The following is a 25,399-nucleotide window of genomic DNA, read 5'->3' on the forward strand; positions in this document are numbered from 1 at the left end:
TTATCAATGGCCGGCAACAAGGCGCAACCAGCATTCACTCGGCAATGATAGCAGTCCACAGCGACAAAACGGCACTGTGGCATTGCTTCCACATTGCACAGCACAATCTAATTTTTATTACATTTTTATCTTGATTGCAGAATTTCTAACGAACAATACTAGCCGCAACAGGAAAGGAAACACCCCTGCCACCCACCCAACACCAGCGCAAGGAGCAATCATGGATGCTCGGCATGTAAAGACAATGGCAGATTTGAAGACCCTGATCGAAGAGCGCCAGCTACGGCAGATCAAGGTTGGCCTGGTTGATATTGATGGCGTGATGTGCGGCAAATACATGTCGCGTGACAAATTCCTGTCCTCGCTGGAGGGCGGCTTCGGTTTCTGTGATGTGGTGTTCGGCTGGGACGTGGGCGACAAGCTCTACGACAACACCCTGCTCACCGGCTGGGGCCGTGGCTATGGCGATGCGCAGATCCGGCTGATCCCCGAATCCTGTCGTGAGCTGCCGCTGGAAGACAATATGATCTTCGTGCAGGGCGAGGTGATCGGCCGACTGGAAGGGCTGTGTCCGCGCGGCGTGCTGCGGCGGGTGGTGGAGCGGGCCCGCGCCATGGGCTTTGAGCCGATGGCCGGCTTCGAATACGAATTCCTGGTCACTGACGAAAGCAATGCCGCGCTGCAAGACAAGCTGTACCAGAACCCCAAGCCACTGGGCAGTGGTGCTTTCGGCTACTCGGTTTTGCGCAATTCGGTGAATACCGATTTCTACCGTGGCCTGCTTGATCTGTGCGAGCAGATGAATATGCCGGTAGAAGGCTTTCACGAAGAAACCGGCCCCGGCGCCCTGGAAGCCGCGCTGACGGTGGACAAGGCCATGACTGCCGCCGACAACGCAGTGTGCTTCAAGACCTTCTCCAAGGTGCTGGCGGAAAAACAGGGCCGCATGATTTGCTATATGGCCAAGTGGAACGAAGAGCACTCCGGCCAGGGCGGGCACATCCATATCTCGCTGAAGAACCGCGACGGCCACAGCGCCTTCCATCAGGCCGGCCGCGATCACAATATCAGCGACACCATGCGCCACTTCATCGGCGGCATTCAAAAGCTGATGCCGCAATTCATGAGCCTGGCCGCCCCCACCATCAACAGTTTCCGCCGCCTGGTGCCGGGCTACTGGGCGCCTACCAGCGCGCTGTGGGGGGTAGATAACCGTACCGTGGCCATTCGCGCCATTCCGGGCAGCAGCAAATCGCAGCGGGTGGAATACCGCCTGCCCGGCGCGGATACCAATCCTTATCTGGCACTGGCCAGCGGACTGGCCGCCGGGCTGTACGGCATCGAGAACAAGATCGAGCCGGAAGAACCGGTGACCGCCAATGGCTATCTGCTGCAAGCCCCGCCCCACCTGCAACTGCACCGCACCCTGTGGGATGCTGCCCAGGCCCTGCGCGCCTCGGCCGCTGCCCGTGACTGGTTTGGTGATGATTTTGTCGATCACTTCGCCGCCACGCGCGAGTGGGAAGAACGCGAGTTCCAGCGCCATGTCACCGACTGGGAATTGAAACGCTACTTCGAGATCATCTAAATGAGCACATCCTATTCCGTCATTTCCCCCGTCGATGGTGCCATCCTGCTGGAGCGCCCCTACTCCACGCCCAGCCAGACCCAGGCGGTGCTCGATGCGGCCGCTGCCGCACAGCGCGGCTGGCGACACACCCCGCTGGCCGAACGCAAGGCGCTGATCGGCAAAGCGGTAGACTGGCTGGCGGCGCACAAGGACGCCTGTGCCGAAGCCATTACCCGCCAGATTGGCCGCCCCATCAGCCAGTCACCCGGCGAAGTGCGCGGTCTGGAAGAGCGCGCCCGTCACATGCTGGCTATTGCCGAGGAAGGGCTGGCCGACATCCACCCCACGGCCAAGGAAGGTTTCCAGCGCTTTCTGCGCCGCGAGCCACTGGGCACGGTACTGGTGCTGGCGCCGTGGAACTACCCTTTCCTCACCGCCATCAACACCATCGTGCCGGCACTGGCTGCTGGCAATACCGTCATCCTCAAGCATTCCTCGCAAACCCCGCTGGTGACCGAGTTGTTCCAGCAGGCCTTTGATGCCGCCGGCTTGCCTGCCGGGGTATTCCAGAGCCTGCAGCTGGACCATGCGGCCACCCTGCGGCTGGTAGCCGCGCCGCAGATCGATTTTGTCGCCTTCACCGGCTCGGTAGCCGGTGGCCGTGCCGTACAGCAAGCGGCCAGTGAGCGCTTTATCGGCGTAGGGCTGGAGCTGGGTGGCAAGGACCCGGCCTATGTCCGCGCAGACGCCGACCTGGCCAGCGCCATCGAAAACCTGGTGGACGGTGCCTTTTTCAACTCCGGGCAATCCTGCTGCGGCATCGAACGCATCTACGTGCACCGCAGCCACTACACCGCCTTTGTTGATGGCTTTGTCGAACTCACCAAGGCTTACCGCTTTGGCAACCCGCTGGATGCCAGCACCAATCTCGGCCCCATGGTGCGCGCCAGTGCCGCCAGCTTTGTGCGGGGCCAGATTGCCGATGCCGTCGCCGCCGGGGCGCGGGCACTGATTCCTGCCGGGCACTTTGCCGCCGATGCGCCGGGCACGGCCTATCTGGCTCCACAAGTACTGGTAGACGTGCACCACGGTATGAGCGTGATGAGAGATGAGAGCTTTGGCCCTGTCATCGGCATCATGCCGGTGGATTCGGATGCCGAAGCCGTGGCCCTGATGAACGACAGCGCCTATGGCCTGACCGCCTCGCTGTGGACACGGGATCAGGAAGCCGCCATCCGCCTGGGCAATGAGATTGCCACCGGCACGGTATTCATGAACCGTTGTGACTACCTGGACCCTGCCCTGGCCTGGACCGGGATCAAGGACACTGGCCGCGGCATTTCGCTATCTGTGCTGGGTTATCAGCAGCTCACCCGTATCAAATCCTTCCACCTCAAGGGGTAAAGCATGCAACTGCAAGGTAACTGGAACTATCCGACCAGCATCCGCTTTGGCGCAGGCCGCGCCAGCGAGCTGCCCGCGCTGTGCCAGCAACTGGGCATGCGCCGCCCGCTGCTGGTCACCGACCCTGGTCTCGCCCGGCTGCCACTGGTGGCCCGCCTGCTCGACTACCTGGCATCCGCCGGCATGCCCGCACAGGTGTTCAGCGATATGCGCCCCAACCCGGTAGGCCGCGATGTCTACGCCGGCGTCAATGCCTACAAGGAGGGCAAGCACGATGGCGTGATTGCAGTCGGTGGCGGCAGCGCACTGGATGTGGGCAAGGCGATTGCGCTGATGGTGGGTCAGGACCGTCCACTGTGGGATTTTGAAGACGTGGGCGACAACTGGCTGCGGGTGAATGTGGCCGGCGTGGCACCCACCATTGCCGTGCCGACCACCTCCGGTACCGGCTCGGAAGTAGGCCGCGCCTCGCTCATCATTGATGAAGAAGACCACCGCAAGGTCATCATCTTCCACCCCTCCATGCTGCCCAGACTGGTGCTGGCCGACCCGGAACTCACCGCCGGCCTGCCCCCGCAGCTGACCGCGGCCACCGGCATCGACGCACTGGTGCACAATCTGGAAGCCTATTGCTCACCCACCTACCACCCGCTGGCACAGGGTGTGGCGCTAGAAGGCATGAAACTGGTGCACGACTGGCTGCCCACCGCCTATGCCGATGGCAGCCATATCGAAGCCCGCTCGCACATGCTGGCGGCCTCCATCATGGGGGCCACCGCCTTCCAGAAAGGGCTGGGCGGCGTGCATGCACTGGCGCACCCGATTGGGGCGGTATTCGACACCCACCATGGCCTGGCCAATGCCATCCTGCTGCCCTATGTGCTGGTGCGCAACCGCCCGGCCATCGCCGACAAACTGGCCGCTGCTGCCCGCTATATCGGCTTGGCCGACAGCAGTTTTGATGGTTTCCTCGCCTGGATACTGCAACTGCGCAGCGATCTGGGCATTCCGCACAGCCTGGGCCAGATCAACATCCCGGCAGAGCAAGCCAGCGAGATCGGTCGCATGGCCAAGGCCGACCCCAGCGACGGCGGCAATCCGTTGCCGTTGAGCGCCAGCGATTACAGCGCCATCTATCTGGCTGCCGTGCAAGGCCAACTGCCATGAAGCCCCCCCTCATCGGCCTGACCACCTACCCCGCCGGCCAGGGGTATGGCTATCACACTCCGGTGGACTACGTGCATGCCGTGTTGCGTGCCGGCGGTGCGCCGGTGCTGCTGCCGCCGGTGGGTGATGCCGCCATCGACAGCTGGCTGGATGCACTGGACGGCGTAGTGCTGATTGGCGGCGGCGATATCGACCCGGAGCTGTTCGACGGCGGCGCCCACCCCACCATTTACAACCTGAGCCCGGAGCGCGACCACACCGAAACCGCGCTGGCACGCTCCCTGCTTCAGCGTAAGCTGCCGACGCTGGCCATCTGCCGTGGCCTGCAGATTCTCAATACCGTACTGGGCGGGACACTGCACCTGCACTTGCCGGATGTGGTGGGCGAGGCCGTGGAACACCGGGTGGCACCACGCGACCCTACCCTGCACCGGGTACGGGTGGCGGCAGACTCCTGCCTGGCCAGCCTGCTGGGCAGCACCGAAGTGGCCACCAAGTCCTGGCACCACCAGGCCATCGACCAGCCGGGTCAGGGCGTCCACGCCGTGGCCTGGGCAGCCGATGGCGTGATCGAGGCCATCGAGGTGGAAGGGTTTCCGCAATTGATTGCCGTGCAATGGCATCCGGAATTATCTGCACGGGAAGACAGCAGCCAGCAGGGGCTGTTTGATGAGTTGGTGCGCATGAGCAGCAAACGCAGTAATTAAGAGCGGCTAACAAAATAGCGTAGCGGCCCTGGGGCAAGGTGCGCAGCTGCAGACAGTACAAGCAGTAGGCAAGGCAGCGCAACGCAGCAGCAGGGGTTTTGTTAGCTGCTCCAAAGCCGACAGCACGAGCGGCAAGTATTCCAGAGTATGCCCGGCACGAACGGGACGCAGAGCGCCACGCAGCAGACACGGATAAAACGCAGATGGGTATGGCTCTTGCCAACAGGCAAGGCCGGACGCAGGCCGCGCCTTTGTCCGCCGTCCGCTGCTGGCTCAGCAAAGGGTGAAGTCTCAGCACAGTGCATTTCCATACAGTGTAGGTCAACACATGTAAGAGGATCATCATGAACCGAGATCAGCACGGCTCCGCACCACAGGGTGAGGACGAGAAACTGTTACACAGCATGGGTTACGCTCAGGAACTATCCAGACGCATGAGCGGTTTTTCCAACTTCGCCATTTCCTTTTCCATCATCTGCATTCTGGCCGGTGGCATCACCGCCTTTCCGGCTGGCATCAGCGCTGGCGGCGGTGCATCGATCGGCATCGGCTGGCCAGTAGGCGCACTGTTTGCCAGCATCGTGGCTGCGGCCATGGCGCAGATCGCCTCGGCCTACCCCACCGCTGGCGGCCTCTATCACTGGTCGTCCATTCTGGGTGGCAAGGGGCTGGGCTGGGTAACCGCCTGGATCAATCTGCTGGGGCTGATCTTCGTGGTGGCTTCGGTCAACTTCGGGGTTTACGATCCCTTCTTCAAAACCCTGATCGCCCCCCTGCTGGGCATCAACCCGGACCACCTCACCTGGACAGAGCAGACGCTGTTTCTGGCCGGCATCACCTTGAGTCAGGCCTGGCTGAACCATCTGGGCATCAAGCTCACCACCCGGCTGACTGATATGTCGGGCTATCTGATCTTTGCCATCGCCCTGCTACTGACAGTATCGCTGCTGGCTTATGCACCGGGTCCGCTGGATTTCTCGCGCCTGTTCACCTTTACCAACTTCAGCGGTGTCGATGGTGGCACCTGGCCCAAGACCGACAGCAGCCTGATGCTCTTCCTGTCTGGCCTGCTGCTGACCGTCTACACCCTTACCGGCTACGACGCCTCGGCGCATACCTCGGAAGAAACCCACCAGGCCGCGCACAATGTGCCCAAGGGCATCATCCGCTCGGTGCTGTGGTCGGCCCTGTTCGGCTACATCCTGATCTGCACCTTCGTGCTGGTGCTGCCGAATATGCAGGCTGGCGTCAAAGCCGGCATGGGCTTTTTCGACCTGCTGCTCAGCAGCCTGCCACCGGCACTGAAAGCGCTACTGGGTATCGGCATTTTCCTGGTCAATTATCTGTGCGGCCTGGCCTGCCTGACCTCCACCTCGCGCATGATGTATGCCTTTGCACGTGACGGCGGCCTGCCCTTCTCCCACCAGCTGAAACAGGTCCATCCCGTACACCGCACACCGGGCCTGGCCATCTGGGTCAGTGCCATCCTGGCCATTGTCGCCACCCTGTATGGCGATGCCTTTACCGTGCTGTCGGCCGGCTCTGCGGTGTTCCTGTACATTTCCTACATCCTGCCCACCACGGCCGGCCTGTTTGCCGAAGGCAAAAGCTGGACCCACAAAGGCCCCTTCAGCCTGGGCGCCGCCTCCAAGCCCATTGCGCTGCTGGCCACCATTGGTGGTGCCATCCTGGCATTTGTCGGCGTACAGCCACCCAATGAAAAGGTGCTCTACCTCACCATCGCCCTGCTGGTAGTCTTGCTGTTCTTCTGGTTTGTGCTGGGGGTACGCAAGCAATTCAAGGGGCCACCGGTCGGTGAGCGCATCCAGAAACACCAGGCGCATATCCGCGAGATCGAGAATGCGCTGGACAAGACCGCCTGAGCCCGAACTCAGCAAGAACCACGGCCATGCCTTGCATGGCCGTTTTCTTTAGGATGTGCTGCCGCGAAATCACCCGTCCGCGCCGAAGCAAGCGGCTTGCCCGCCGCCAGAAAATACTTAATGATGCTGTCTGGTTTACCTTGAGAACATCGACATGATTGTGACCCCGGAACAACTGGCGGCCTTTACCGCCGCCGCCATGCTGATCACCCTGTCACCCGGCCCGGATAATCTGATGGTGCTGAGCCTGGGCATTGCCAAAGGGCGTCGCCAGGGCATGGCCTTCGGCCTGGGCTGCGCACTGGGTTGCCTGACCCATACCGTGTTGGCCGCCATCGGCGTCAGCGCGCTGATTGCCGCCTCGCCCCTCGCCTTCGGCCTGCTGAAAATTGCTGGCGGCGCGTATCTGGTGTATCTGGGCTGGCATGCCATTCGCAGCCGTGGCAGCCGGCTGCAGGCATCCGATGCTGCGGCAGATGGCACACCGCTGGCGGCACACTTTCGCAAAGGCCTGCTGGCCAACGCCATCAACCCCAAGGTCGTGCTGTTCTTCCTTGCCTTCCTGCCACAGTTCGTCAATCCGGCACAGGGCCACGGCGGCTGGCAGATCGCCATTCTGGGGCTGATCTTTACCGCGCAGGCCGCGCTGCTGTTTGGCAGCCTGGGTTATTTCGCCGGTGCCATCGGCAGCTGGTTTAACCGTACTCCCAAGGCCAGCCAATGGCTGGACCGTATCGCTGGCGGCGTCTTCATCGCACTGGGCCTGCGGCTGATACTGGCACCGACGCGCTAGTCGTGCAGGAATACCGGCACCATGCAAAACGGGTTGGCCTTGGCCAACCCGTTTATGTATTTCCCAAGCTGCTTATTTCAGCACCAGAAATTCCACCAGCACGTTTTTGAAAATAAAGCCGAATACGCCAAAACCCAGCACCAGGAACAGAATCGCCGTCCCCATCTTGCCGGCCTGCGATTTCTTGCCAAGGTCCCAGATGATGAAACCCATGAAAATGATCAGCCCTGACAGGCACACGGCCATGGAAATATCGGTAAATTGATCTTCAGACACCCAGACATTCCTTCATTGTTGCGGCTGCTCAGTTCAGGCGGCGCTTGAAGCACCGCAGCTGTCACCGGGCCATCCCGGACGAAGTCACTACGATACGCCGCATCCCTTGGCAGCTCAACTTTTACGCAAGCGGCCACAAGCAGCCACCAACGAAAAAGCCGCCCGAAGGCGGCTGTTTCAGCAGGCAGACAATCAGCCGCGCTTGAGTTTGGCGTTGGCAGCAATCCGCATGCGCAAGGCATTCAGACGGATGAAGCCGGCCGCATCAGCATGGTTGTAAGCGCCGCCATCTTCGTCGAAGGTGGCGATGTTCGGGTCGAACAGCGAATCGGTCTTGGATTCACGGCCCACCACGATGACATTGCCCTTGTACAGCTTCAGGCGTACCCAGCCATTGACGGTGGCTTGCGAAGCATCGATCAGGCCTTGCAGCATCTGACGCTCCGGGCTCCACCAGTAACCGGTATAAACCAGCTGGGCATACTTCGGCATCAGTTCATCCTTCAGGTGGGCCACTTCGCGGTCCAGCGTGATGGATTCGATGGCGCGGTGCGCCTTCAGCATGATGGTGCCGCCCGGGGTTTCGTAGCAGCCACGCGACTTCATGCCCACGTAACGGTTTTCCACGATGTCCAGACGACCGATGCCATGCTTGCCGCCCAGGCGGTTCAGCTCGGTCAGCACCTGAGCCGGGGTCATGGCAACGCCATTGATGGCGGTGATGTCACCCTTCTCGTAGCTCAGTTCGATGTATTCGGCCTGGTCAGGGGCATTTTCCGGGCTGACCGTCCACAGCCACATATCTTCTTCCGGCTCGGCGGCCGGGTTTTCCAGCACGGTGCCTTCGTAGGAGATGTGCAGCAGGTTGGCATCCATGGAGTACGGGCTGCCGCCGTTTTTCTTCTTGCTGATGTCGATGCCGTGGGTTTCGGCATAGGCCAGCAGTTTTTCACGGGACAGCAGGTCCCATTCGCGCCACGGGGCGATGACCTTGACGTCCGGCTTCAGCGCGTAGTAACCCAGCTCGAAACGCACCTGGTCGTTACCCTTGCCGGTAGCACCGTGCGATACGGCGTCGCCGCCTACGGCATTGGCGATTTCGATCTGGCGCTTGGCAATCAGCGGGCGAGCAATGGACGTACCCAGCAGGTACTCGCCTTCGTAAATGGCGTTGGCGCGGAACATCGGATAGACGTAATCGCGCACGAATTCTTCGCGCAGGTCTTCGATGAAGATGTTTTCCGGCTTGATGCCCAGCGAAACGGCTTTCTTGCGTGCCGGTTCCACTTCTTCACCCTGGCCGATGTCGGCGGTGAAGGTCACCACTTCACAGTGGTAAACATCTTGCAGCCATTTGAGAATAACGGAGGTATCCAGGCCACCGGAGTAGGCCAATACTACTTTTTTGATATCAGACATGATGCGTTTTCTTTCCAGCGAATCTAGTGGGTTGTCCTGCCGGCTCAGTTGTACTGATGACCAAGCAGCAGATATTCGATCAGGGCTTTCTGGGCATGCATGCGGTTTTCCGCCTCGTCCCATACCACGCTCTGCGGGCCGTCAATCACCTCGGCGCTTACTTCCTCGCCGCGATGGGCAGGCAGGCAGTGCATGAACAATGCGTCCGGCTTGGCATGCTTCATCAGTTCGGCATTCACCTGGTAGCTGGCAAAAGCCTCCAGCCGCGCAGCACTCTCGGCTTCGTAGCCCATGCTGGTGAATACGTCGGTAGTCACCAGATCAGCACCTTCCACTGCCTTCACCGCACTGTGGGTGGGCTCGAAATGCTCGGGGCCGTAATGCTCGCCATCCAGCACGGTCAGCTCATAGCCTACCGGGGTAGCCACCTTCAGCTTGAAACCAAGAATCTTGGCCGCCTGCAACCAGGTGCGGCAGACATTATTGCCGTCACCAATCCAGGCCACGGTCTTGCCCTTGATCGAACCACGATGCTCGATGAAGGTGAAGATGTCGGCCAGAATCTGACAGGGGTGGTATTCGTTGGTGAGGCCATTGATGACCGGCACCTTGGAATGGGTGGCCAGCCGCTCGACCAGCGATTGCTCGAAGGTACGGATCATGATGATGTCGCTCATGCGCGACAGCACGCGTGCCGTGTCTTCGATCGGCTCGCCGCGCCCCAGCTGTGAGGTCTTGGTGTCCAGGAACATGGCATGGCCACCCAGCTGGGCCATGCCGGCTTCAAAGGAGACCCGGGTACGGGTGGAATTCTTCTCGAAGATCATGGACATTACGCGGCCAAGCAGCGGCTGATACAGCTGTTTTTCGCTGTGTCGTCGCTTCAGTACCTTGGCACGCTCGAAGATGTGGCGATATTCCTCGTGGTTCAGGTCGCTGAATTGCAGGTAATGTCCTACTGGCTTCATGGGTAAGATTTCCAAAAAAAAAGGCCATCGCGCATAGAACACGGTGTGTGTCTTCATGCGCAATGGCACATTACTACACGCTGGTCTCAAGTCAGTTAACTGGTGTCGCAATCCCGTAGTAAACGGATGCAAAATTTACATATTTGCGACAATTGTTATATTTATCGGAATTTGGCCGTTCTGACAAGCTCTCAGCTGAACAACAATCTGTCAGGCAAATGCGATAACTCCCTATCTTTCAGCACTCTGACATACATTTCCCCACCATCTTCAGCCAAACCATGCGTTTCTATGGACTTTTGTGTCTTTTGCAGACGCGCCAGGTATGACAGGATACTGTCGTCAATCACCTGCCCTGGCACCAAAACCGGGATGCCAGGCGGGTAAGGTACGATCTGGTCGCAACACACCCGGCCATTCAGTTCGGCATTGGGGCGGCCATCGTCATCCAGCAAGGGCAAGCGCTCGCCCGCCTCATAAAAGGCATCGCGCGGCAGGCAGGCCAGCCGTGAGAATCGCGGAATTTCCGGCATCCGCCCCACTGCACGCGGTGGCCGCTTCTCCTTGGCCAGGCGCAACAGCGCATCGTACAGCCGCGACACCTTGCTGCGCGTCGTCCCCATGGTCAACAGCAAGGTAATGGTGCTGAAGGTCGATTTCTCCACCTGGATGTTGTAGCGCTCGAACAGCGCATGCTGCAGCTCGTCCGTGGTAAAGCCAGACTGGGTAATGTCCACCGTCAGCTTGGTCGGGTCCAGCCGGATGCCATCTTCGCGGATATCCTCCGGCAACAGGTCTTCCAGCTCCAGCACACGGAAAGCGCCGGTGGAGTTGATCTTGTCGCGCAGCTCCTCCGCCAGCTTCAGGGTCCGGTCGAGCAAGCGATAGCCTTCGGTCACTGCCTGCTTGCGCGCCACATCCAGACTGGCAATCAGGTTGTACTGCGGGCTGGTGGAGGTATGCATATTGAAGTTTTCCCGGAACAGATGTTCGTCAAAGCCGGGATCATTCACATGAATCATGCTGGCCTGGGAGAAGGCGGACAGGATCTTGTGGGTACTTTGCGTGACATAGTCGGCACCGGACTCCAGCGCCGTGGGGCGGAACGCCGGATGAAAACGGGCAAAGCCATACCAGGCCTCGTCCACGATCACCTTGATACCTTTCTCGTGTGCGGCGTCGATAATGGGCACCAGGTCATAGCGCAGACCATCATAGGTGCAGGAAGTCAGAATCAGTACCCGCGCATCCGGATTGGCCTCGATGGCGGCAAAAATGGTGGCCTTGGGCACCGGTCCGAAAATGCCGTATTGACGATTGATGGAGGAATCCAGATACACCGGCAAGGCACCGGACAGAATCACCCCGTGGTGTACCGATTTGTGACAATTGCGATCCAGCAGCAATTTGTCGCCCGGAGCCAGTAGAGTCTGGAAAATCACCTTATTGGAGGTAGAGGTGCCATTGGTGGCGAAATAGGTCTTGCGTGCACCAAAAGCCTTGGCCGCCAGCTTTTGCGATTCGGCAATCACCCCGGTGGGATGCAGCAGCGAATCCAGCATGGGTACCGAAACGGAAAGATCGGCGCGCAGCATGTTCTCGCCGACAAAATCGTAAAAGTCCCCCACCCACGGGCTGCCCTTGAGCGAATCACCGCCAGCATGGCCCGGGGTATGCCAGGAGTCCTTGGCCATGCGCACATACTGCTTGAGCTTGTCATAGAAAGGCGTGGCCGATTTTTCCGCCAGTTCGGCAGTCAGGATACGGAACCAGCCGTTGTAATCGGTCTCGTCACGGTAAAAATAGCCATCCACCGCATGACTGGCCAGGCTCTCCACCAGCACTCTTTCATCGTCATCCACCAGCAATACATAAAGCGACAGCTCAGGACGGAAGTCGCTGATCTGGTTGGCCAGCTGTACCGCAGCCTGGCTGATGCCCTTTTCCTGCAACTGCTTGTCGACCAGCACGGCCTGAATGTCGCCATCGCGCCGTATCACATCCATGGCCTCTTTCAGGCGCGCCGCACCGATAAAGGTCAAACCATAGGGATTCTCCAGACGCACGGCCACGGCTCCCAGCCCGGCCAGCACATCGGCCTGCCACTTTGCATCATCGCTTACCACCAGAACGCGGCTTACGGGTGTCATGAACTGATTTCTCCTGTGTGTAGAACGCTGCGTACTTTATTGTCTGTCTGTCCATGTGTACGCGATGCAGAGCCGGCATTTTCCAGTCAATCACCATCCGTTTTCCCGGATTTAAGGTGACTTTGCCGAAGACTCTGGCTGAATTGTTTTTTGGCTATCGTATCCACAAGCTGACCAAGCCGTCATTTTGCATAGCAACATTTGCGCACAGACGAAAATCCGTGACGCTTTAGCACGAATCGGCCGCCCCGCTTGCGGTACAATCGCGCCATGCTGAACGATGCTGAAAAAGACGCCATCCGCGATCACTACCGCACCATTGCCGACAACCTGCCCGGCTTCCGTCCGCGCGCGGCCCAACGCCGCATGCTGGCGGAAATCGCCAATGCCTTGTCGCGCAGTCTGGATAAACAGGGCGATGCCTACCCTAATCGTGAAGGCGAAAGCATCGCGGTGATCGAAGGCCCCACCGGTGTCGGCAAGAGTCTGGCCTACCTGCTGGCCGGTGGCGTGATGGCGCGCTCGCGCGGCAAAAAGCTGGTAGTCACCAGCGCCACCGTCGCCCTGCAGGAGCAACTGGTCAACCGCGACCTGCCCTTCGTGGTGGAAAACAGTGGTCTGCCGCTGACCTTTGCCCTGGCCAAGGGCCGTGGCCGTTATCTGTGTCCGCAGCGCATTTATGCCCTGACCGCCGAAAACGCCCAGGGTCAGTTACTGGCACCCGACCCCATGCTGACGCTGTGGGACCGCAAACCGCAGGCTGGTGAGATTGAAGCCCTGCGCGCCATGGCGGATGAGTTCTATTACCGCCGCTGGAATGGCGACCGCGACAGCTGGAAAGACATCATTGAAGACAGCCTGTGGAGCCGCGTCACCAACGACCGACACGGTTGTCTGAAAGCCGCCTGCCCCAATCGTCCGGAATGTCCGTTTTATCTGGCCCGCGACACCCTGGAAACCGTCGACGTCATCGTGGCCAACCACGACCTGATGCTGGCCGATGTCTCCATGGGTGGCGGCGTCATCCTGCCGGCGCCGGAAGACAGCTACTACTGCATCGACGAGGCACATCATCTGGCCAAAAAAGCCATCAACCAGTTCTCCGCCGAGCATTCGCTGGCACAGGCTATTGGCTGGCTCGACAAGGTGGCGCCCATTGCCGCACGGGTGGAAACCCTGACCGGAAAATCGGAGATTGCCACCCAGGCCATGGATGCCGCCAGCGCCTGCATGGAAACACTGAATGAATGGCTGTGGCTGCTCAGCGGTGAAGAAGCCCTCAGCGCCAGCAGTGACAATATGGAACCCACCTGGCTGATGGACGATGGCCAGCTACCGGAACGCCTGCAAGAACCCGCCCGCAACATGGCAGTTGCCGCGCGCGCCATTTTCAAACATCTGTCGGCGCTGAATGATGCCCTGACCGAAGCGCGCAAGGAAAAAGGCAGCGATACCACCCAGATCGACAAGGCGGCAGCCGACATTGGTTTTCTCAACGGCCGCGCCGAGCAATTGATGGCAGTGTGGGACCTGTTTGAAAAGCAGACCGAAGAAGCGGCACCACCGATTGCCAAATGGATTACCCGGCGCATCGAGGGCAAGGGCGACTATCTGTTCTCCGCTTCCCCCGTCAGCGCCGCCGCCAGCCTGGCAGCCACCCTGTGGCGCCGTGCCGCCGGTGCCGTGCTGACCTCGGCAACCCTGCGCTCGCTGGGTGCTTTTGACCTGCTGCTATCGCAAACCGGCCTCAAATGGCTGCCCCAAGTCAGCTGCGTGGCGTTGGACTCACCATTCAATTTCACCGAACAAGGTGAGTTGTATCTGCCGCCCATGCTGGCCAGCCCGAAAGACCCGCAAGGCCATACCCGCGAAATCGTCGAGTGGCTGCCCAAACTCGTAGATACCGGCGAGCCGGTCGGCACCCTGGTGCTGTTTTCCTCACGCAAGCAAATGCAGGAAGTGGCCAGTCAACTACCCGAAGCCCTGCGCGCACAATTGCTGATTCAGGGCGAGATTCCCAAAAGCGTGCTGCTGGAAACCCATCACAGCAGGCTGAAACAAGGTCAGGCCAGCGTGATTTTCGGCCTGGACTCCTTCTCGGAAGGTCTGGATCTGCCGGGAGAAAGCTGCGTGCACGTCATCATTGCCAAGCTGCCCTTCGCCATGCCGGACGATCCGGTTGGTAAAACCCTGTCGCGCTGGATTGAAAAACGCGGCGGCAATCCCTTCGTGGAACTGACCGTGCCAGAGGCCTCCATCAAGCTGATCCAGGCAGTGGGCCGACTGATCCGCACCGAGCGCGACTATGGTCGCGTCACCATTCTGGACAACCGCTTGCTGAAACAAAGTTACGGAAAAAAACTACTTGCCTCGCTACCGCCATTCAAGCGCATTTGATTTTCGGGTAAAATTGCGGGTAAACCCGCTATTGCGCTGCATCAAAGACAGTCCAAAACAACAACACTGTCTTTGCTATAGATAAATACAGAGACCACACCTTAAAAGCACACTCCGGTTCATCACCATGATCTGCAATCCATATGAAGTAGTCATCCAGGGGCTTACCTCCGAAGGCCGCACTTTCCGTCCCAGCGACTGGGCAGAACGCCTGGCGGGCATTCTGGCCTCCTTTGGCGGCGACCAGAAGTTGTCCTACCACGCCTATGTCCGCCCCATGCTGCTAGAAGGCGTGCGCTGTGTAGCCGTCGACAAAAAGCTGCAAAAGATCGATCCGCAGGTATTCCAGTTCCTGATGGACTTTGCCAAAGACAATGATTTACGCATTGTTGATTGCCGGACACTAATTGATGAAGTCTATCCCAATAAGTTTTTAGCATAAAAACAACAGATAGCTTTTTTCCGGCAGAGCTTTGCATCTTTTCTGCAACATCAGCGTCACATTTTGTGGTTAAACTTCGACAGTACTGAGGTGCTGGACGGCTCAAACATAGAGTTTCGCCACAGCCAGTACGTATAACGAACATAAAACCCCTGATGGAGCACTGATGATGCAAAAGAAAAGCCTAGCCGCACTGGTTGCAACCCTGTTCGCCGTTCCGTTCGCCGCCCACGCCGATGTAACCATCTACGGTTTCATCAGCAGCAGCATTGAATCCACCAAGGCTACCGGCGCTACCGCCGGCTCCGCTTCCGACTACAAGTCCCGCACCCGTGTCGTGGATGACAACTCCCGCATCGGCTTCAAGGGTTTTGAAGATCTGGGCAATGGCAACAAGGCTATCTGGCAAGTTGAACAAAGCCTGAAGTATTTTGAAAATGGCGGTACCAACGATAAGGGCGAAACCGCGACCTTCGCCACCCGCAACTCCTTCGTTGGCCTGGACAATGCCAGCTTCGGTAAAGTTATCGTTGGTTACAACGACACCGCCTACAAGTCCATGACTAACATCGGTCTGAACCTGTTCGGCGACAGCACTGCTGAAAACAACGGCTCCAGCCAGGTTTACAGCCGCGCGGAAACTCGTCTGAAGAACTCTGTTCACTACTTCTCGCCGAACTGGTCCGGCTTCCAGGTTGGTGTTTCCTATGGCGTTGACGAAGCTCGCCTGAACAACGTAAAAGCTGACGGCACTGTAACCAACACCAACGGCCAGACTAACACCAGCCGTATTTCTCTGGCAGGTAACTACACTAATGGCGGTCTGCAAGTCGCCGCAGGCTGGGATCGTCAGTATGACCGCGGCGTAAGCAACGCATCTGGTGCCGCAGCAAACTGGGCTGGCAAGAATGTAGACTTCTACAAGCTGGCTACCAGCTACAAATTCGCCACTGGAACCTTTGTTGGTGCTGGCTACGAATTTGGTCGCTTTGGCTCCAGTACCAGCGGTGCCGATCTGAAGCAGGATGACTGGACTCTGTCGGTTGGCCAGGACATTGGTGCTGCCACCCTGAAGCTGGAGTACAGCTCGCTGGGTCGTCTGAAAGGTGCAACTGCCGGAACCGAAGACAACTATAAGGCTCACCAATGGGCTCTGGGTGCTGACTACAACCTGTCCAAGTCCACCAAGCTGTTCGGTTACTACACCAAGATCACCAACAAGTCGGCTCAAAACGCCAACTTTGCCAACACTTCGATCTACACTTCTGGCGTTGGTGGCTCTTCCGCAGCACTGGCAGCTGGTGTTGACCCGCAAGCCTTCGGTGTTGGTCTGAAAGTTGCGTTCTAAGCTGCACACCGCTTAGCAACAAACTGCAAAACGGGCATCCGCAAGGATGCCCGTTTTTTCATCATTTGCTAGAATGGAACATTGCCGCACACACCAAGACCACCACAATGAGCGTTGAACTGAAAACCGCCGCCGATATCGAGAAAATGCGTATCGCCGGCAAACTGGCCTCCGAAGTACTCGACTACATCACTCCCTTTGTCAAACCGGGTGTGACCACCGAAGCCATCGACAAGCTGTGCCATGACTACATGGTCAATGTACAGGGCTGCATCCCGGCCCCGCTGAACTATGCCCCCGATGGCCATAACCCCTACCCCAAGTCCATCTGCACCTCGATCAATAGCGTGGTGTGTCATGGCATCCCCAATGACAAGCCGCTGAAAAACGGCGACATCATGAATATCGATATCACCGTGATCAAGGATGGCTACCACGGCGACACCAGCCGCATGTTCTTTGTCGGCGAAGTCAGCGAGCATGCCCGTCGCCTGTGCAAGATCACCTATGAATGCATGTGGCGCGGCATTGAAAAAGTGAAGCCGGGCGCCACACTGGGCGATATCGGCTATGCCGTGCAGCAATATGCCGAAACCAACGGCTATAGCGTGGTACAGGAATTCTGCGGCCATGGCATTGGCAAGCGCTTCCACGAAGAGCCACAAGTACTGCACTATGGCCGTCCTGGGACCGGTCTGGAATTGCAGGCTGGCATGATCTTCACCATCGAACCGATGATCAATCAGGGCAAACGCCACCTGCGCATGATGGGCGACGGCTGGACCGTTACCACCAAGGACCGCAGCCTCTCCGCACAATGGGAACACACCATCCTGGTAACGGAAACCGGCTATGAAGTGCTGACTCAGTCCGCCGGCACCCCGGCCAAACCAGCCAGCCGCTGAGTTTTGTTAGCAATACCACAGTAAACACCCGCTGATAGCGGGTGTTTTTATGTAAATACTGGTTAAGCCCGGCAAGAGCTCCTATAGTAACTGCATGATCCGACAGCAATTCAAGCGAGCTCGACATGCTAACCATCGGTAGCAACACCTCCGCACTCAGCGCACAGACTCAACTGGACAAGTCGCGCAAAAAAACAGAACAGACTCTGGCTGAACTGTCTTCTGGCACGCAGCTGAGCAGTGCCGCCGTCAATGCAGCCAATACTGCGCTGTCACAATCACTGGAAGCACAAGTACGAGGAGACAACCAAGCCAGCAGCAACGCGCTGGATGGAATTTCCTTGGTGCAAACTGCGGATGGCGCGCTCAGCCAGCTACAGGACAATAGCCAGCAATTGCAGGATCTGGCCATTCAGGCCGGGGATGCCGCACTGAACAGCAGCAACCGTCAGTCCTTGCAGCAGCAGGCCGACCAGCTGACCCAAAACAATTCAGCCATCATCCAGAATACCCAGTACAACGGCACCCCCTTGCTGAGCAGCAATAATGCACTGCAATTCCAGGTCGGCCCCAATGGCGACAGCAGCAACCAGATCAGCGTAAACACCACGGACCTGAGCGCCAGCCCCGCTAGTGGCGGCCTGTACGGCTACAATGCCAATCTGAATGCCACCGGCACCATCGACCTGTCCAGCCCGGCCAGCGCCTTGGCTGCGCAGAGTAATATCCAGTCGGATCTGAATACCATCAGCAGCTCGCGCACCCAGCTTGGGGCAAGCAGCAACCAGTTCTCTGCTGCCATCGATAATTTGCAGAATGCCTCGCTGAATGCCCAGGCCGCCAATAGTCGCATCAGCGATACCGACTATGCATCAGCAACGGCGCAACTGGTGCAGCAACAGATACTCGGCCAAGCCGCGATTGCAGTTCAGGGACAGGCCAATATCTCCCAGCGCAGCGCACTCAGCCTGCTCGGCTAAGTCAGGCAACTTTATCCCGCTGCGACACTCCAAGCTTCAGTAAACAACCGGCAGCAAGGCTGACCGACCCGCACAGGATAACAACCGTTATCCTGTGCTTTTTATTGATGAGCAAGGAGTAGAACCATGCCGACTCAACCGGCCATTATCGTTTCCAGCCTGGACTATGAAAGGCTGGCTGCCTGGATGGAGCGTCTTCCCGCACAGGACAAGACAACCCTGGCGGCACTGGAAGCAGAACTGGAACGCGCAGAGGTGGTTGATCCGGAAAACATCCCGGCCGGCATCATCACCATGAACAGCACGGCACGGGTTCGTATTGAACAAAGTGGTGAAGAAAAGCTGCTGACGCTGGTTTATCCCAATCAGGCCGATGGCACCGCCGGCCATGTATCCATCCTTGCCCCCATCGGAGCGGCCCTGTTGGGACTGGCCGAAGGCCAAAGCATAGACTGGCCCACACTGGCGGGACAGACCAGGTTGACGGTACTGGAAGTAATCTACCAGCCTGAAGCCGCTGGTGAACTGCATCGCTGATCGCGGGCAAAAAAATGGCCAGTCTGATGACTGGCCCTGCTTTCACCCACAACACTCACCAGCAACGCTGAATCATCTGCGCCAGCTTGATCAGCTTGCCGTGAAAGAAATGGCCGGCACCCGGGAAAACCAATACCGGCAAATCCTGCGGCCGAGCCCAGTCCAACACGGCAGACAGGGGAATGACCTCGTCTTCTTCGCCATGAATCACCAAGGTATCATTTGGTACCGCTGGCGTAGGGATTTCATACTTGCCCACGGCCACGCCCATCAGCAGCAATTTGTCAGCTTCGATCACCGCCCTGGTACGGGCTGCCACAAAGCCACCAAACGAAAAGCCTGCCAACGCCAATGGCAGATCACCCTGCTCCGCACGCGCATGCGCCACCACGGCCAGCACATCGTCCACCTCACCCAGACCATGATCATGCAGGCCTTCGCTGGCCCCTACCCCACGCAGGTTGGGGCAATAGCAGACGTAGCCCAGCTGGGATAGCGCCTTGGCTGCGGTTTGCACCACCTTGTTGGTATTGGTGCCACCTTGCAGCGGGTTGGGATGGCAGATCACCGCAATGCCACTGACCTGGCCAGACGGCGACACCACGATGGTTTCCAGCGCACCGGCAGGTCCGGCGATGAGCAGCTTGTTTTGCGCCTTCAGCATCAGACTTTCAGCCTTTCCACAATGCGGCCAGCCACCATATGCTCATCGATGATTTCGTCGATGTCCTCGCGGTCGACAAAGGTGTACCAAGTCTCTTGCGGATAGACCACCATGACCGGGCCCTGATCGCAGCGTCCCAGGCAGCCCGCCTTATTGACACGGATCTTGCCGTCGCCAGCCAGGCCCAGCGCCTTGATCCGGTCTTTCATATAGGCCAGCAGCTCGCTGGAGCCATGGTTATTGCAACAATCCTCGCCGGCAGCCCGCTGATTGCAGCAGACAAAAACATGCTTGTCGAAAAAACTCATGCGTTTCCTTTCCCAGGTACAGCAGACCGCTGTGCGTGCAGCGTGCTGCCACCCCACAGCTTAACCATCACTATCCGCCCAGCCACTGATGCCCAGTGTGGCGGCGTTTTCAAACTTGGCATGCTTGCCGACAAAGGCCAGCCGCACAGCACCCGTGGGACCATTACGATGCTTGCCGATAATCGCCTCGGCCATGCCTTTGACCTCGGCATTTTCCGGACTGTAGTACTCTTCGCGGTACATGAAGATGATGATGTCGGCATCCTGCTCGATGGCACCGGATTCGCGCAAGTCAGACATCATCGGGCGCTTGTTGGGGCGCTGCTCTACCGCTCGCGACAGCTGCGACAGCGCAATCACCGGCACCTGCAACTCTTTGGCCAAACCTTTCAGACCGCGCGAAATCTCACCCAGCTCCGCAGTACGGTTGTCGCCACGTCCCGAGCCCGACATCAGCTGCAAATAGTCGATCACGATCAGGCCCAGCTTGCCACCATGCTGACGCGCCAGACGCCGAGCCCGCGCACGTAGCTCCAGCGCCGTCAGTGCTGGCGTTTCGTCGATATACATCGGCGCCTCGGATAGCTTGCCGATAGCATAGGTGAGCTTTTGCCAGTCTTCGTCGCCCAGTTTACCGGTACGCAAGACATGCTGATCCAGCCTGCCCACCGAGCCCAGCATACGCATCACCAGCTGCGCGCCGCCCATTTCCATGGAGAACACGGCGACGGGGGCCTTGTACTCTACCGCCACATGCTCGGCGATATTCATGGAGAAGGCAGTTTTACCCATGGACGGACGACCAGCCACGATCACCAGGTCCCCCGGCTGCAGGCCGGAGGTCTTGGCATCCAGATCGATAAAGCCTGTAGGTATGCCGGTTACTTCGTCCGGATTGTCACGGCTGTACAGCATGTCGATGCGCTCGACCACTTCTTTCAGCAGACCGGGCATTTCCAGAAAGCCCTGCTTGGACTTGGCGGTGGATTCAGCAATCTGGAACACCTTGCCTTCGGCCTCGTCCAGCAACTGGGCAGCATCACGCCCTTGCGGCGCATAGGCCGACTCGGCAATCTCCGCCCCAACCACCGCCAGCTGACGCATGATGGAACGCTCGCGCACGATTTCGGCATAGCGGCGGATATTGGCAGCGGACGGGGTATTCTGCGCCAGCGTGGCCAGATAGGACAGGCCACCGATATCAGCCAGCTCGGCATTCTTGTCCAGCACCTCGGACACCGTCACCACGTCGGCCGGGCGTCCCAGCTCGATCAGGCGGGCAATGTGCTTGAAAATCAGTTTGTGGTCATGGCGATAAAAATCAGCCTCGGATACCACATCGGCAATCTTGTCGAAGGCGCTGTTGTCCAGCATCAAACCACCCAGCACCGACTGTTCTGCTTCGGTGGAGTGCGGCGGTGTGCGCAAGGACGCCATGGCGCCGTCAAAATTTTCGTACTGTTCGGTCATGGAGACTCAATGAAATGTGCTACAGGCAACAGCAGGGAATCAGGTGGCAATTCTAGCAGTTTTTACCCGCCACATAGCCGGATGACCACGCCCACTGAAAGTTATATCCCCCCAGCCAGCCGGTGACATCCACCACTTCGCCAATAAAGTACAAGCCCGGAACATCCCGCGCCTCCATGGTCTTGGAGGACAGGGCCTTGGTGGAAACGCCACCGCGCGTGACTTCCGCCTTTTTGTAGCCCTGGGTGCCATTGGGCTTGATACGCCAGTGATGTAGCTGCTCGGCCAGTTGCAGCCGTTTCTTCGGTGTCAGCTCTTTCAGCCGTACATGGCAGCCCTGCCGTGCCAGCCAGGCCTCGGCAAAGCGTTTGGGCCAGCCCAACTCTGCCAGCGCATTGCTCAGCAGTTGCTCGCTACCCTGCCGCTCCTCCAGGAAAGCCTGCGCATCATGATCGGGCAAGAGGTTGATCACCACATCCATGCCGGGTTCCCAATACGAGGAAATCTGCAAGATGACCGGACCTGAGAGTCCCTTGTGGGTAAACAGCACCTGCTCACGGAAGCGGCCCTTGCCCGCACGCACTTCCACATCCAGTGACACTCCAGCCAGGGGGGCAAAAGCTTCGGCATCTTCTACATGAAAGGTCAGCGGCACCAGGGCCGGACTCAGGCTGGTAACTGGCAAGCCGAACTGCTCGGCAATGCGATAGCCCAGCGGCGAAGCACCAATTTGCGGGATGGACAAACCACCAGTGGCCACGACCAGCGATTGCGCCTCAAAACGCCCCAGCGAAGTATCCAACACAAAACCACCAGCCATGCCTGCGCTCACTGTCTGCACCGTAACACCCATCTGGCGCTCTACCCCGCCCTGACGACACTCGGCATCCAGCATGTCGATGATTTGCTGGCTGGAGTCATCACAAAACAGCTGGCCCAGCTTTTTCTCGTGGTAGGCAATACCGTGTTTTTCCACCATCGCCAGAAAATCACGCGGGCCAAACTGTGCCAGTGCCGAACGGCAGAAATGGGCATTTTCTGACAGATAGCACTCGGGCCGGGCTGTGTTATTGGTGAAATTGCAGCGACCACCACCAGAGATGCGGATCTTTTCAGCCAGCTTTTCGGCATGGTCCAGCAGCAGAACCTGCCGACCATTCTGGCCGGCAACAGCTGCGCACATCATGCCGGCAGCCCCGGCACCCAGCACAATGACGTCAAATGACTTATTCATTTTCTTACTTTACTTATTTAGTCAACTATTGGCGATTAACAGGCGATTCCAGTACACTTGGGCATACAGCATTCCGCTAGATTCGGCTTACGCAATTCTGCAAGCCCAATTCTCAACAAGGAGAGCATGATGGAACACAAACTGCCGGAACTGCCATACGCACTGGATGCGCTGGCCCCCCACGTCTCCAAGGAAACCCTGGAATTCCACTACGGCAAGCATCATCAGACCTACATCACCAACCTGAACAACCTGATCAAGGGTAGCGAGTTCGAAAACGCTTCGCTGGAAGAAATCGTCAAGAAATCCTCAGGTGGCATTTTCAATAACGCCGCTCAGGTGTGGAACCACACCTTCTACTGGTTTGGCCTGGCTCCCAATGCCGGCGGCGAACCGACCGGCGCACTGGCCGATGCCATCAACGCCAAATGGGGTTCCTTCGAAGAATTCAAGAAGGCCTTCACCCAGACTGCCGTTGGCACCTTCGGTTCCGGCTGGGCCTGGCTGGTCAAGAACAGCGATGGCTCGCTCGATCTGGTTTCCACCAGCAATGCCGCCACACCGCTGACCACTGACAAGACTCCGCTGCTGACCTGTGATGTATGGGAGCACGCCTACTACATCGACTACCGCAATAGCCGTCCGAACTACCTGGACAGCTTCTGGAAGCTGGTGAACTGGGATTTTGCCGCCAAGAACTTTGCAGCCTAAGCAGGCTTGAGTTCCAAACAAGGGCCACACGGCCCTTTTATATTGCCCCGGCACGGTCGGGACAAACAAAAAAGCCGACCATCAGGTCGGCTTTTTCTTAAGCCACTTACTGCTCGCTCTGATCATTCAACTGTTGTTTACCCAGCTTGATCGGATATTTCTGGCGCAAGGTTTCCAGATAACTGCCCAGCTGGTTACGGGCGGTCATCTGCTCCATCGCCGCAGCCAGTTGCGCACGCTCTGCATCACTCACCGCAGCACCGGCCGCGACGCTAGCAATCTGGTAGATGGCGTAGTCACCGTTGTCATGCTTGCTACCGGCAAAGGCAGGCAGCGGGCTTGCCGCCACCGAGAATACTGCACGGACATCAGCCGTCGGCATCGTTCCCGGATTACGGCGAGACACAGGCTGCAACTCACCCCACTTAGGCGCTTCCACGGCCTTGCCTGCCTTCAGCTGAGCCAGCAAAGTCTGACCCTGCTTTTCCGCGAGCTTGGCACCTTCGGTCGCAATCAGTTCAGCCTTGATCTGTTCACGTACCTCAGCCAGCGCTTGCTGACGTGCCGGCTGATGGTCGGCCACACGCACCACTACCAGGTTGCCGCCACCAATATCTACCGGTTCACTATTGTGCTTCTTCTTCAGCACATCATCGCTGAAAGCAGCATCCAGCACCTTGGCATTGGCCAGGTCCGGGTCGGCCGACTTCTTATCGCGAGACAGCCAATCGGAATGCTTGATTTCCAGCTTCAGGGCATCTTGCACGCCCTTGAGCGAATCCGCCTGCTGATATGCCACCTCAGCCAGTTTGTCCGACATGCTGCGCAACTGGCCAGCGGCCTTCTGCTGCTTGAGCTTGGCTTCAACCGCACTTCTCACTGCAGCAAAATCAGGCTGCTTGATCTCGTCCAGCTTGATGATGTGATAGCCAAACTCGGTTTCCACCACTTCGCTGATCTTGCCCGGCTGCATGCGGAATACCACGTCATCAAACGGCTTGACCATCACGCCATGGGCGAAGAAACCCAGATCGCCACCATTGGCAGCCGAGCCAGGATCTTGCGAGCGGGACTTGGCCAGTTCGGCAAACTTGCCCGGATCAGCACGCAATTGCTTGAGCAAGGCCTCAGCCTCAGCCTTGACCTTGGCCTTGTCTGCCGGCTTGGCATCCTTGGCAACGGTCAGCAGGATGTGCGAGGCGCGACGCTCTTCGCCAGACAAATCCGCCTTGTGCTGTTCGTAATATTGTTTGACCTCGGCATCGCTCACCGTCAGGCCGGCAGCTACTGCCTGTGGGGACAGCAACACGTAGTCGAGCTTGACCGCTTCGGCACTGCGGAAACGCTTGGCGTTGGCATCGTAAAATGCCTGCAGCGCCTTATCATCGGTTTTAACCTGAGCCGCAAAATCCGCCGGCTTGAGCAAAAGCAAGCGAACCTGGCGCTCTTCAGCCATCAGGCCGCCCAGTCGCTCCACCATGCTGCGCGAAACAAAGCCGGTACCGGCAAAATTGTTGATCTGGTTTTGCAGCATGATGTCGCGACTGATCTTGGCTTCAAAAGCCTCGGCCGACATATTGCGTGCTGCAAGGAATTCCTTGTAACGGGAAGCACTGAACTGGCCGTTTTCCTGCAATTCGGTAATGCCGGCGATGACCTTGCGCAATTGCTCAGGCGTAACGACGGCACCACCATCATGGGCGGCCGCCAGCAACAGGTTTTGGCGAATCAGGTCGTCCATGGCTTGCTGGCGGGTTGCCGCATCGCTGGGCTGCCCTTCCAGTAGCCGGTCCAGATCACGTTTGTAGATCTTGGCCGAGCCAACCTTGGCCAGATATGGGTCTTCCACGGCGGAGGAGTAGCTACCCACACCAAAGCCGACAAAAGTCAGCGCTACCGCACCCAGAATGACTTGAATGGCAATTTTATTATTCTGAACAAAATCGAACATGGCGATATCGGCGCAAGCCACCCCATTGGTAAAAAAAAAGGTGAACGACTGAATACGTTCACCTTTTCTGTAGATTCTGGCGGAGTGGACGGGACTCGAACCCGCGACCCCCGGC

At 58.5% G+C, this 25,399-nt stretch carries 22 protein-coding genes; 13 read left to right on the forward strand and 9 right to left on the reverse strand.

The features are described from left to right. Window positions 1–244 precede the first annotated feature (244 nt). The 6 genes from EAY64_RS04690 (at window position 245) to EAY64_RS04715 (ending at window position 7,524) form a co-directional block, all read left to right on the forward strand. Window positions 245–1,588 (forward strand): glutamine synthetase family protein, encoded by a 1,344-nt coding sequence (locus EAY64_RS04690; protein ID WP_226034279.1) that lies wholly within the window; start codon window positions 245–247, stop codon window positions 1,586–1,588. Next, window positions 1,589–2,974, forward strand: a complete 1,386-nt coding sequence (locus EAY64_RS04695) for an aldehyde dehydrogenase family protein (protein ID WP_103523634.1) — start codon at window positions 1,589–1,591, stop codon at window positions 2,972–2,974. 3 nt (window positions 2,975–2,977) lie between these two features. Next, a complete protein-coding gene (locus EAY64_RS04700) occupies window positions 2,978–4,141 on the forward strand; it encodes an iron-containing alcohol dehydrogenase (RefSeq protein WP_103523635.1) in 1,164 nt (387 codons plus the stop codon). Continuing rightward, on the forward strand, window positions 4,138–4,848 hold the full coding sequence (locus EAY64_RS04705) for a gamma-glutamyl-gamma-aminobutyrate hydrolase family protein (RefSeq protein ID WP_103523636.1): 711 nt from the start codon (window positions 4,138–4,140) through the stop codon (window positions 4,846–4,848). The genes EAY64_RS04700 and EAY64_RS04705 overlap by 4 nt, the downstream gene beginning before the upstream one ends. A 344-nt stretch (window positions 4,849–5,192) precedes the next feature. After that, a complete protein-coding gene (locus tag EAY64_RS04710; RefSeq protein ID WP_103523637.1) occupies window positions 5,193–6,731 on the forward strand; it encodes an amino acid permease in 1,539 nt (512 codons plus the stop codon). Between the two features lie 154 nt (window positions 6,732–6,885). Beyond that, window positions 6,886–7,524 (forward strand): LysE family translocator, encoded by a 639-nt coding sequence (locus EAY64_RS04715; protein WP_103523638.1) that lies wholly within the window; start codon window positions 6,886–6,888, stop codon window positions 7,522–7,524. A gap of 72 nt (window positions 7,525–7,596) precedes the next feature. Here EAY64_RS04715 and EAY64_RS04720 read toward each other — a convergent pair whose 3' ends face one another. The 4 genes from EAY64_RS04720 to EAY64_RS04735 all read right to left on the reverse strand — a co-directional run bounded on the left by EAY64_RS04720 (window position 7,597) and on the right by EAY64_RS04735 (window position 12,337). Continuing rightward, complete coding sequence (locus EAY64_RS04720) at window positions 7,597–7,770, reverse strand: DUF2788 domain-containing protein (RefSeq protein ID WP_181836620.1); 174 nt, start codon at window positions 7,768–7,770, stop codon at window positions 7,597–7,599. Between the two features lie 222 nt (window positions 7,771–7,992). Then, the gene (locus EAY64_RS04725; RefSeq protein ID WP_103523639.1) at window positions 7,993–9,219 is read right to left on the reverse strand and encodes an argininosuccinate synthase; all 1,227 of its coding nucleotides are present in this window, start codon (window positions 9,217–9,219) and stop codon (window positions 7,993–7,995) included. 44 nt (window positions 9,220–9,263) lie between these two features. After that, complete coding sequence (gene argF, locus EAY64_RS04730; RefSeq protein WP_103523640.1) at window positions 9,264–10,187, reverse strand: ornithine carbamoyltransferase; 924 nt, start codon at window positions 10,185–10,187, stop codon at window positions 9,264–9,266. A 191-nt stretch (window positions 10,188–10,378) separates the two neighbouring features. Beyond that, window positions 10,379–12,337 carry an aminotransferase class I/II-fold pyridoxal phosphate-dependent enzyme gene (locus EAY64_RS04735; RefSeq protein ID WP_103523641.1) on the reverse strand — a complete coding sequence of 653 codons (1,959 nt, stop codon included), beginning with the start codon at window positions 12,335–12,337 and terminating at the stop codon, window positions 10,379–10,381. 270 nt (window positions 12,338–12,607) lie between these two features. Here EAY64_RS04735 and dinG point away from each other — a divergent pair, with 270 nt between their 5' ends. The 6 genes from dinG to rnk all read left to right on the forward strand — a co-directional run bounded on the left by dinG (window position 12,608) and on the right by rnk (window position 18,946). Next, window positions 12,608–14,734: an ATP-dependent DNA helicase DinG gene (gene dinG, locus EAY64_RS04740; protein ID WP_103523642.1), complete on the forward strand. Its 2,127-nt coding sequence runs from the start codon at window positions 12,608–12,610 to the stop codon at window positions 14,732–14,734. A 127-nt stretch (window positions 14,735–14,861) separates the two neighbouring features. Beyond that, window positions 14,862–15,176: a DUF3579 domain-containing protein gene (locus EAY64_RS04745; protein ID WP_059285374.1), complete on the forward strand. Its 315-nt coding sequence runs from the start codon at window positions 14,862–14,864 to the stop codon at window positions 15,174–15,176. A 166-nt stretch (window positions 15,177–15,342) separates the two neighbouring features. Further along, complete coding sequence (locus tag EAY64_RS04750; RefSeq protein ID WP_226034278.1) at window positions 15,343–16,524, forward strand: porin; 1,182 nt, start codon at window positions 15,343–15,345, stop codon at window positions 16,522–16,524. Window positions 16,525–16,631: 107 nt separating this feature from the next. Further along, the gene (gene map / locus EAY64_RS04755) at window positions 16,632–17,429 is read left to right on the forward strand and encodes a type I methionyl aminopeptidase (protein ID WP_103523643.1); all 798 of its coding nucleotides are present in this window, start codon (window positions 16,632–16,634) and stop codon (window positions 17,427–17,429) included. Window positions 17,430–17,554: 125 nt separating this feature from the next. Then, window positions 17,555–18,409: a flagellin N-terminal helical domain-containing protein gene (locus EAY64_RS04760; protein ID WP_103523644.1), complete on the forward strand. Its 855-nt coding sequence runs from the start codon at window positions 17,555–17,557 to the stop codon at window positions 18,407–18,409. Window positions 18,410–18,535: 126 nt separating this feature from the next. Next, entirely contained in the window at window positions 18,536–18,946 is a 411-nt protein-coding gene (gene rnk / locus EAY64_RS04765) for a nucleoside diphosphate kinase regulator (RefSeq protein ID WP_103523645.1), read from the forward strand. 55 nt (window positions 18,947–19,001) lie between these two features. Here rnk and EAY64_RS04770 read toward each other — a convergent pair whose 3' ends face one another. From EAY64_RS04770 to EAY64_RS04785, 4 genes are read right to left on the reverse strand one after another with little or no spacing between them, the layout of a single operon-like run. Then, on the reverse strand, window positions 19,002–19,610 hold the full coding sequence (locus EAY64_RS04770) for an alpha/beta hydrolase (RefSeq protein ID WP_103523646.1): 609 nt from the start codon (window positions 19,608–19,610) through the stop codon (window positions 19,002–19,004). After that, entirely contained in the window at window positions 19,610–19,918 is a 309-nt protein-coding gene (locus EAY64_RS04775; protein ID WP_103523647.1) for a (2Fe-2S) ferredoxin domain-containing protein, read from the reverse strand. The genes EAY64_RS04770 and EAY64_RS04775 overlap by 1 nt, the downstream gene beginning before the upstream one ends. A 60-nt stretch (window positions 19,919–19,978) precedes the next feature. Beyond that, the gene (dnaB, locus tag EAY64_RS04780) at window positions 19,979–21,388 is read right to left on the reverse strand and encodes a replicative DNA helicase (RefSeq protein ID WP_103523648.1); all 1,410 of its coding nucleotides are present in this window, start codon (window positions 21,386–21,388) and stop codon (window positions 19,979–19,981) included. Window positions 21,389–21,440: 52 nt separating this feature from the next. Beyond that, window positions 21,441–22,622 carry a BaiN/RdsA family NAD(P)/FAD-dependent oxidoreductase gene (locus tag EAY64_RS04785; protein WP_103523649.1) on the reverse strand — a complete coding sequence of 394 codons (1,182 nt, stop codon included), beginning with the start codon at window positions 22,620–22,622 and terminating at the stop codon, window positions 21,441–21,443. A gap of 129 nt (window positions 22,623–22,751) precedes the next feature. Between EAY64_RS04785 and sodB the strand changes: the two genes are divergently transcribed. After that, complete coding sequence (gene sodB / locus EAY64_RS04790; protein ID WP_103523650.1) at window positions 22,752–23,333, forward strand: superoxide dismutase [Fe]; 582 nt, start codon at window positions 22,752–22,754, stop codon at window positions 23,331–23,333. A gap of 106 nt (window positions 23,334–23,439) precedes the next feature. Here sodB and EAY64_RS04795 read toward each other — a convergent pair whose 3' ends face one another. Further along, window positions 23,440–25,284, reverse strand: a complete 1,845-nt coding sequence (locus tag EAY64_RS04795; RefSeq protein ID WP_103523651.1) for a SurA N-terminal domain-containing protein — start codon at window positions 25,282–25,284, stop codon at window positions 23,440–23,442. Between the last annotated feature and the right edge of the window lie 115 nt (window positions 25,285–25,399).

Source organism: Aquitalea palustris (assembly GCF_003693445.1).
In the GTDB taxonomy this organism is placed as follows: Bacteria; Pseudomonadota; Gammaproteobacteria; order Burkholderiales; family Chromobacteriaceae; genus Aquitalea; species Aquitalea palustris.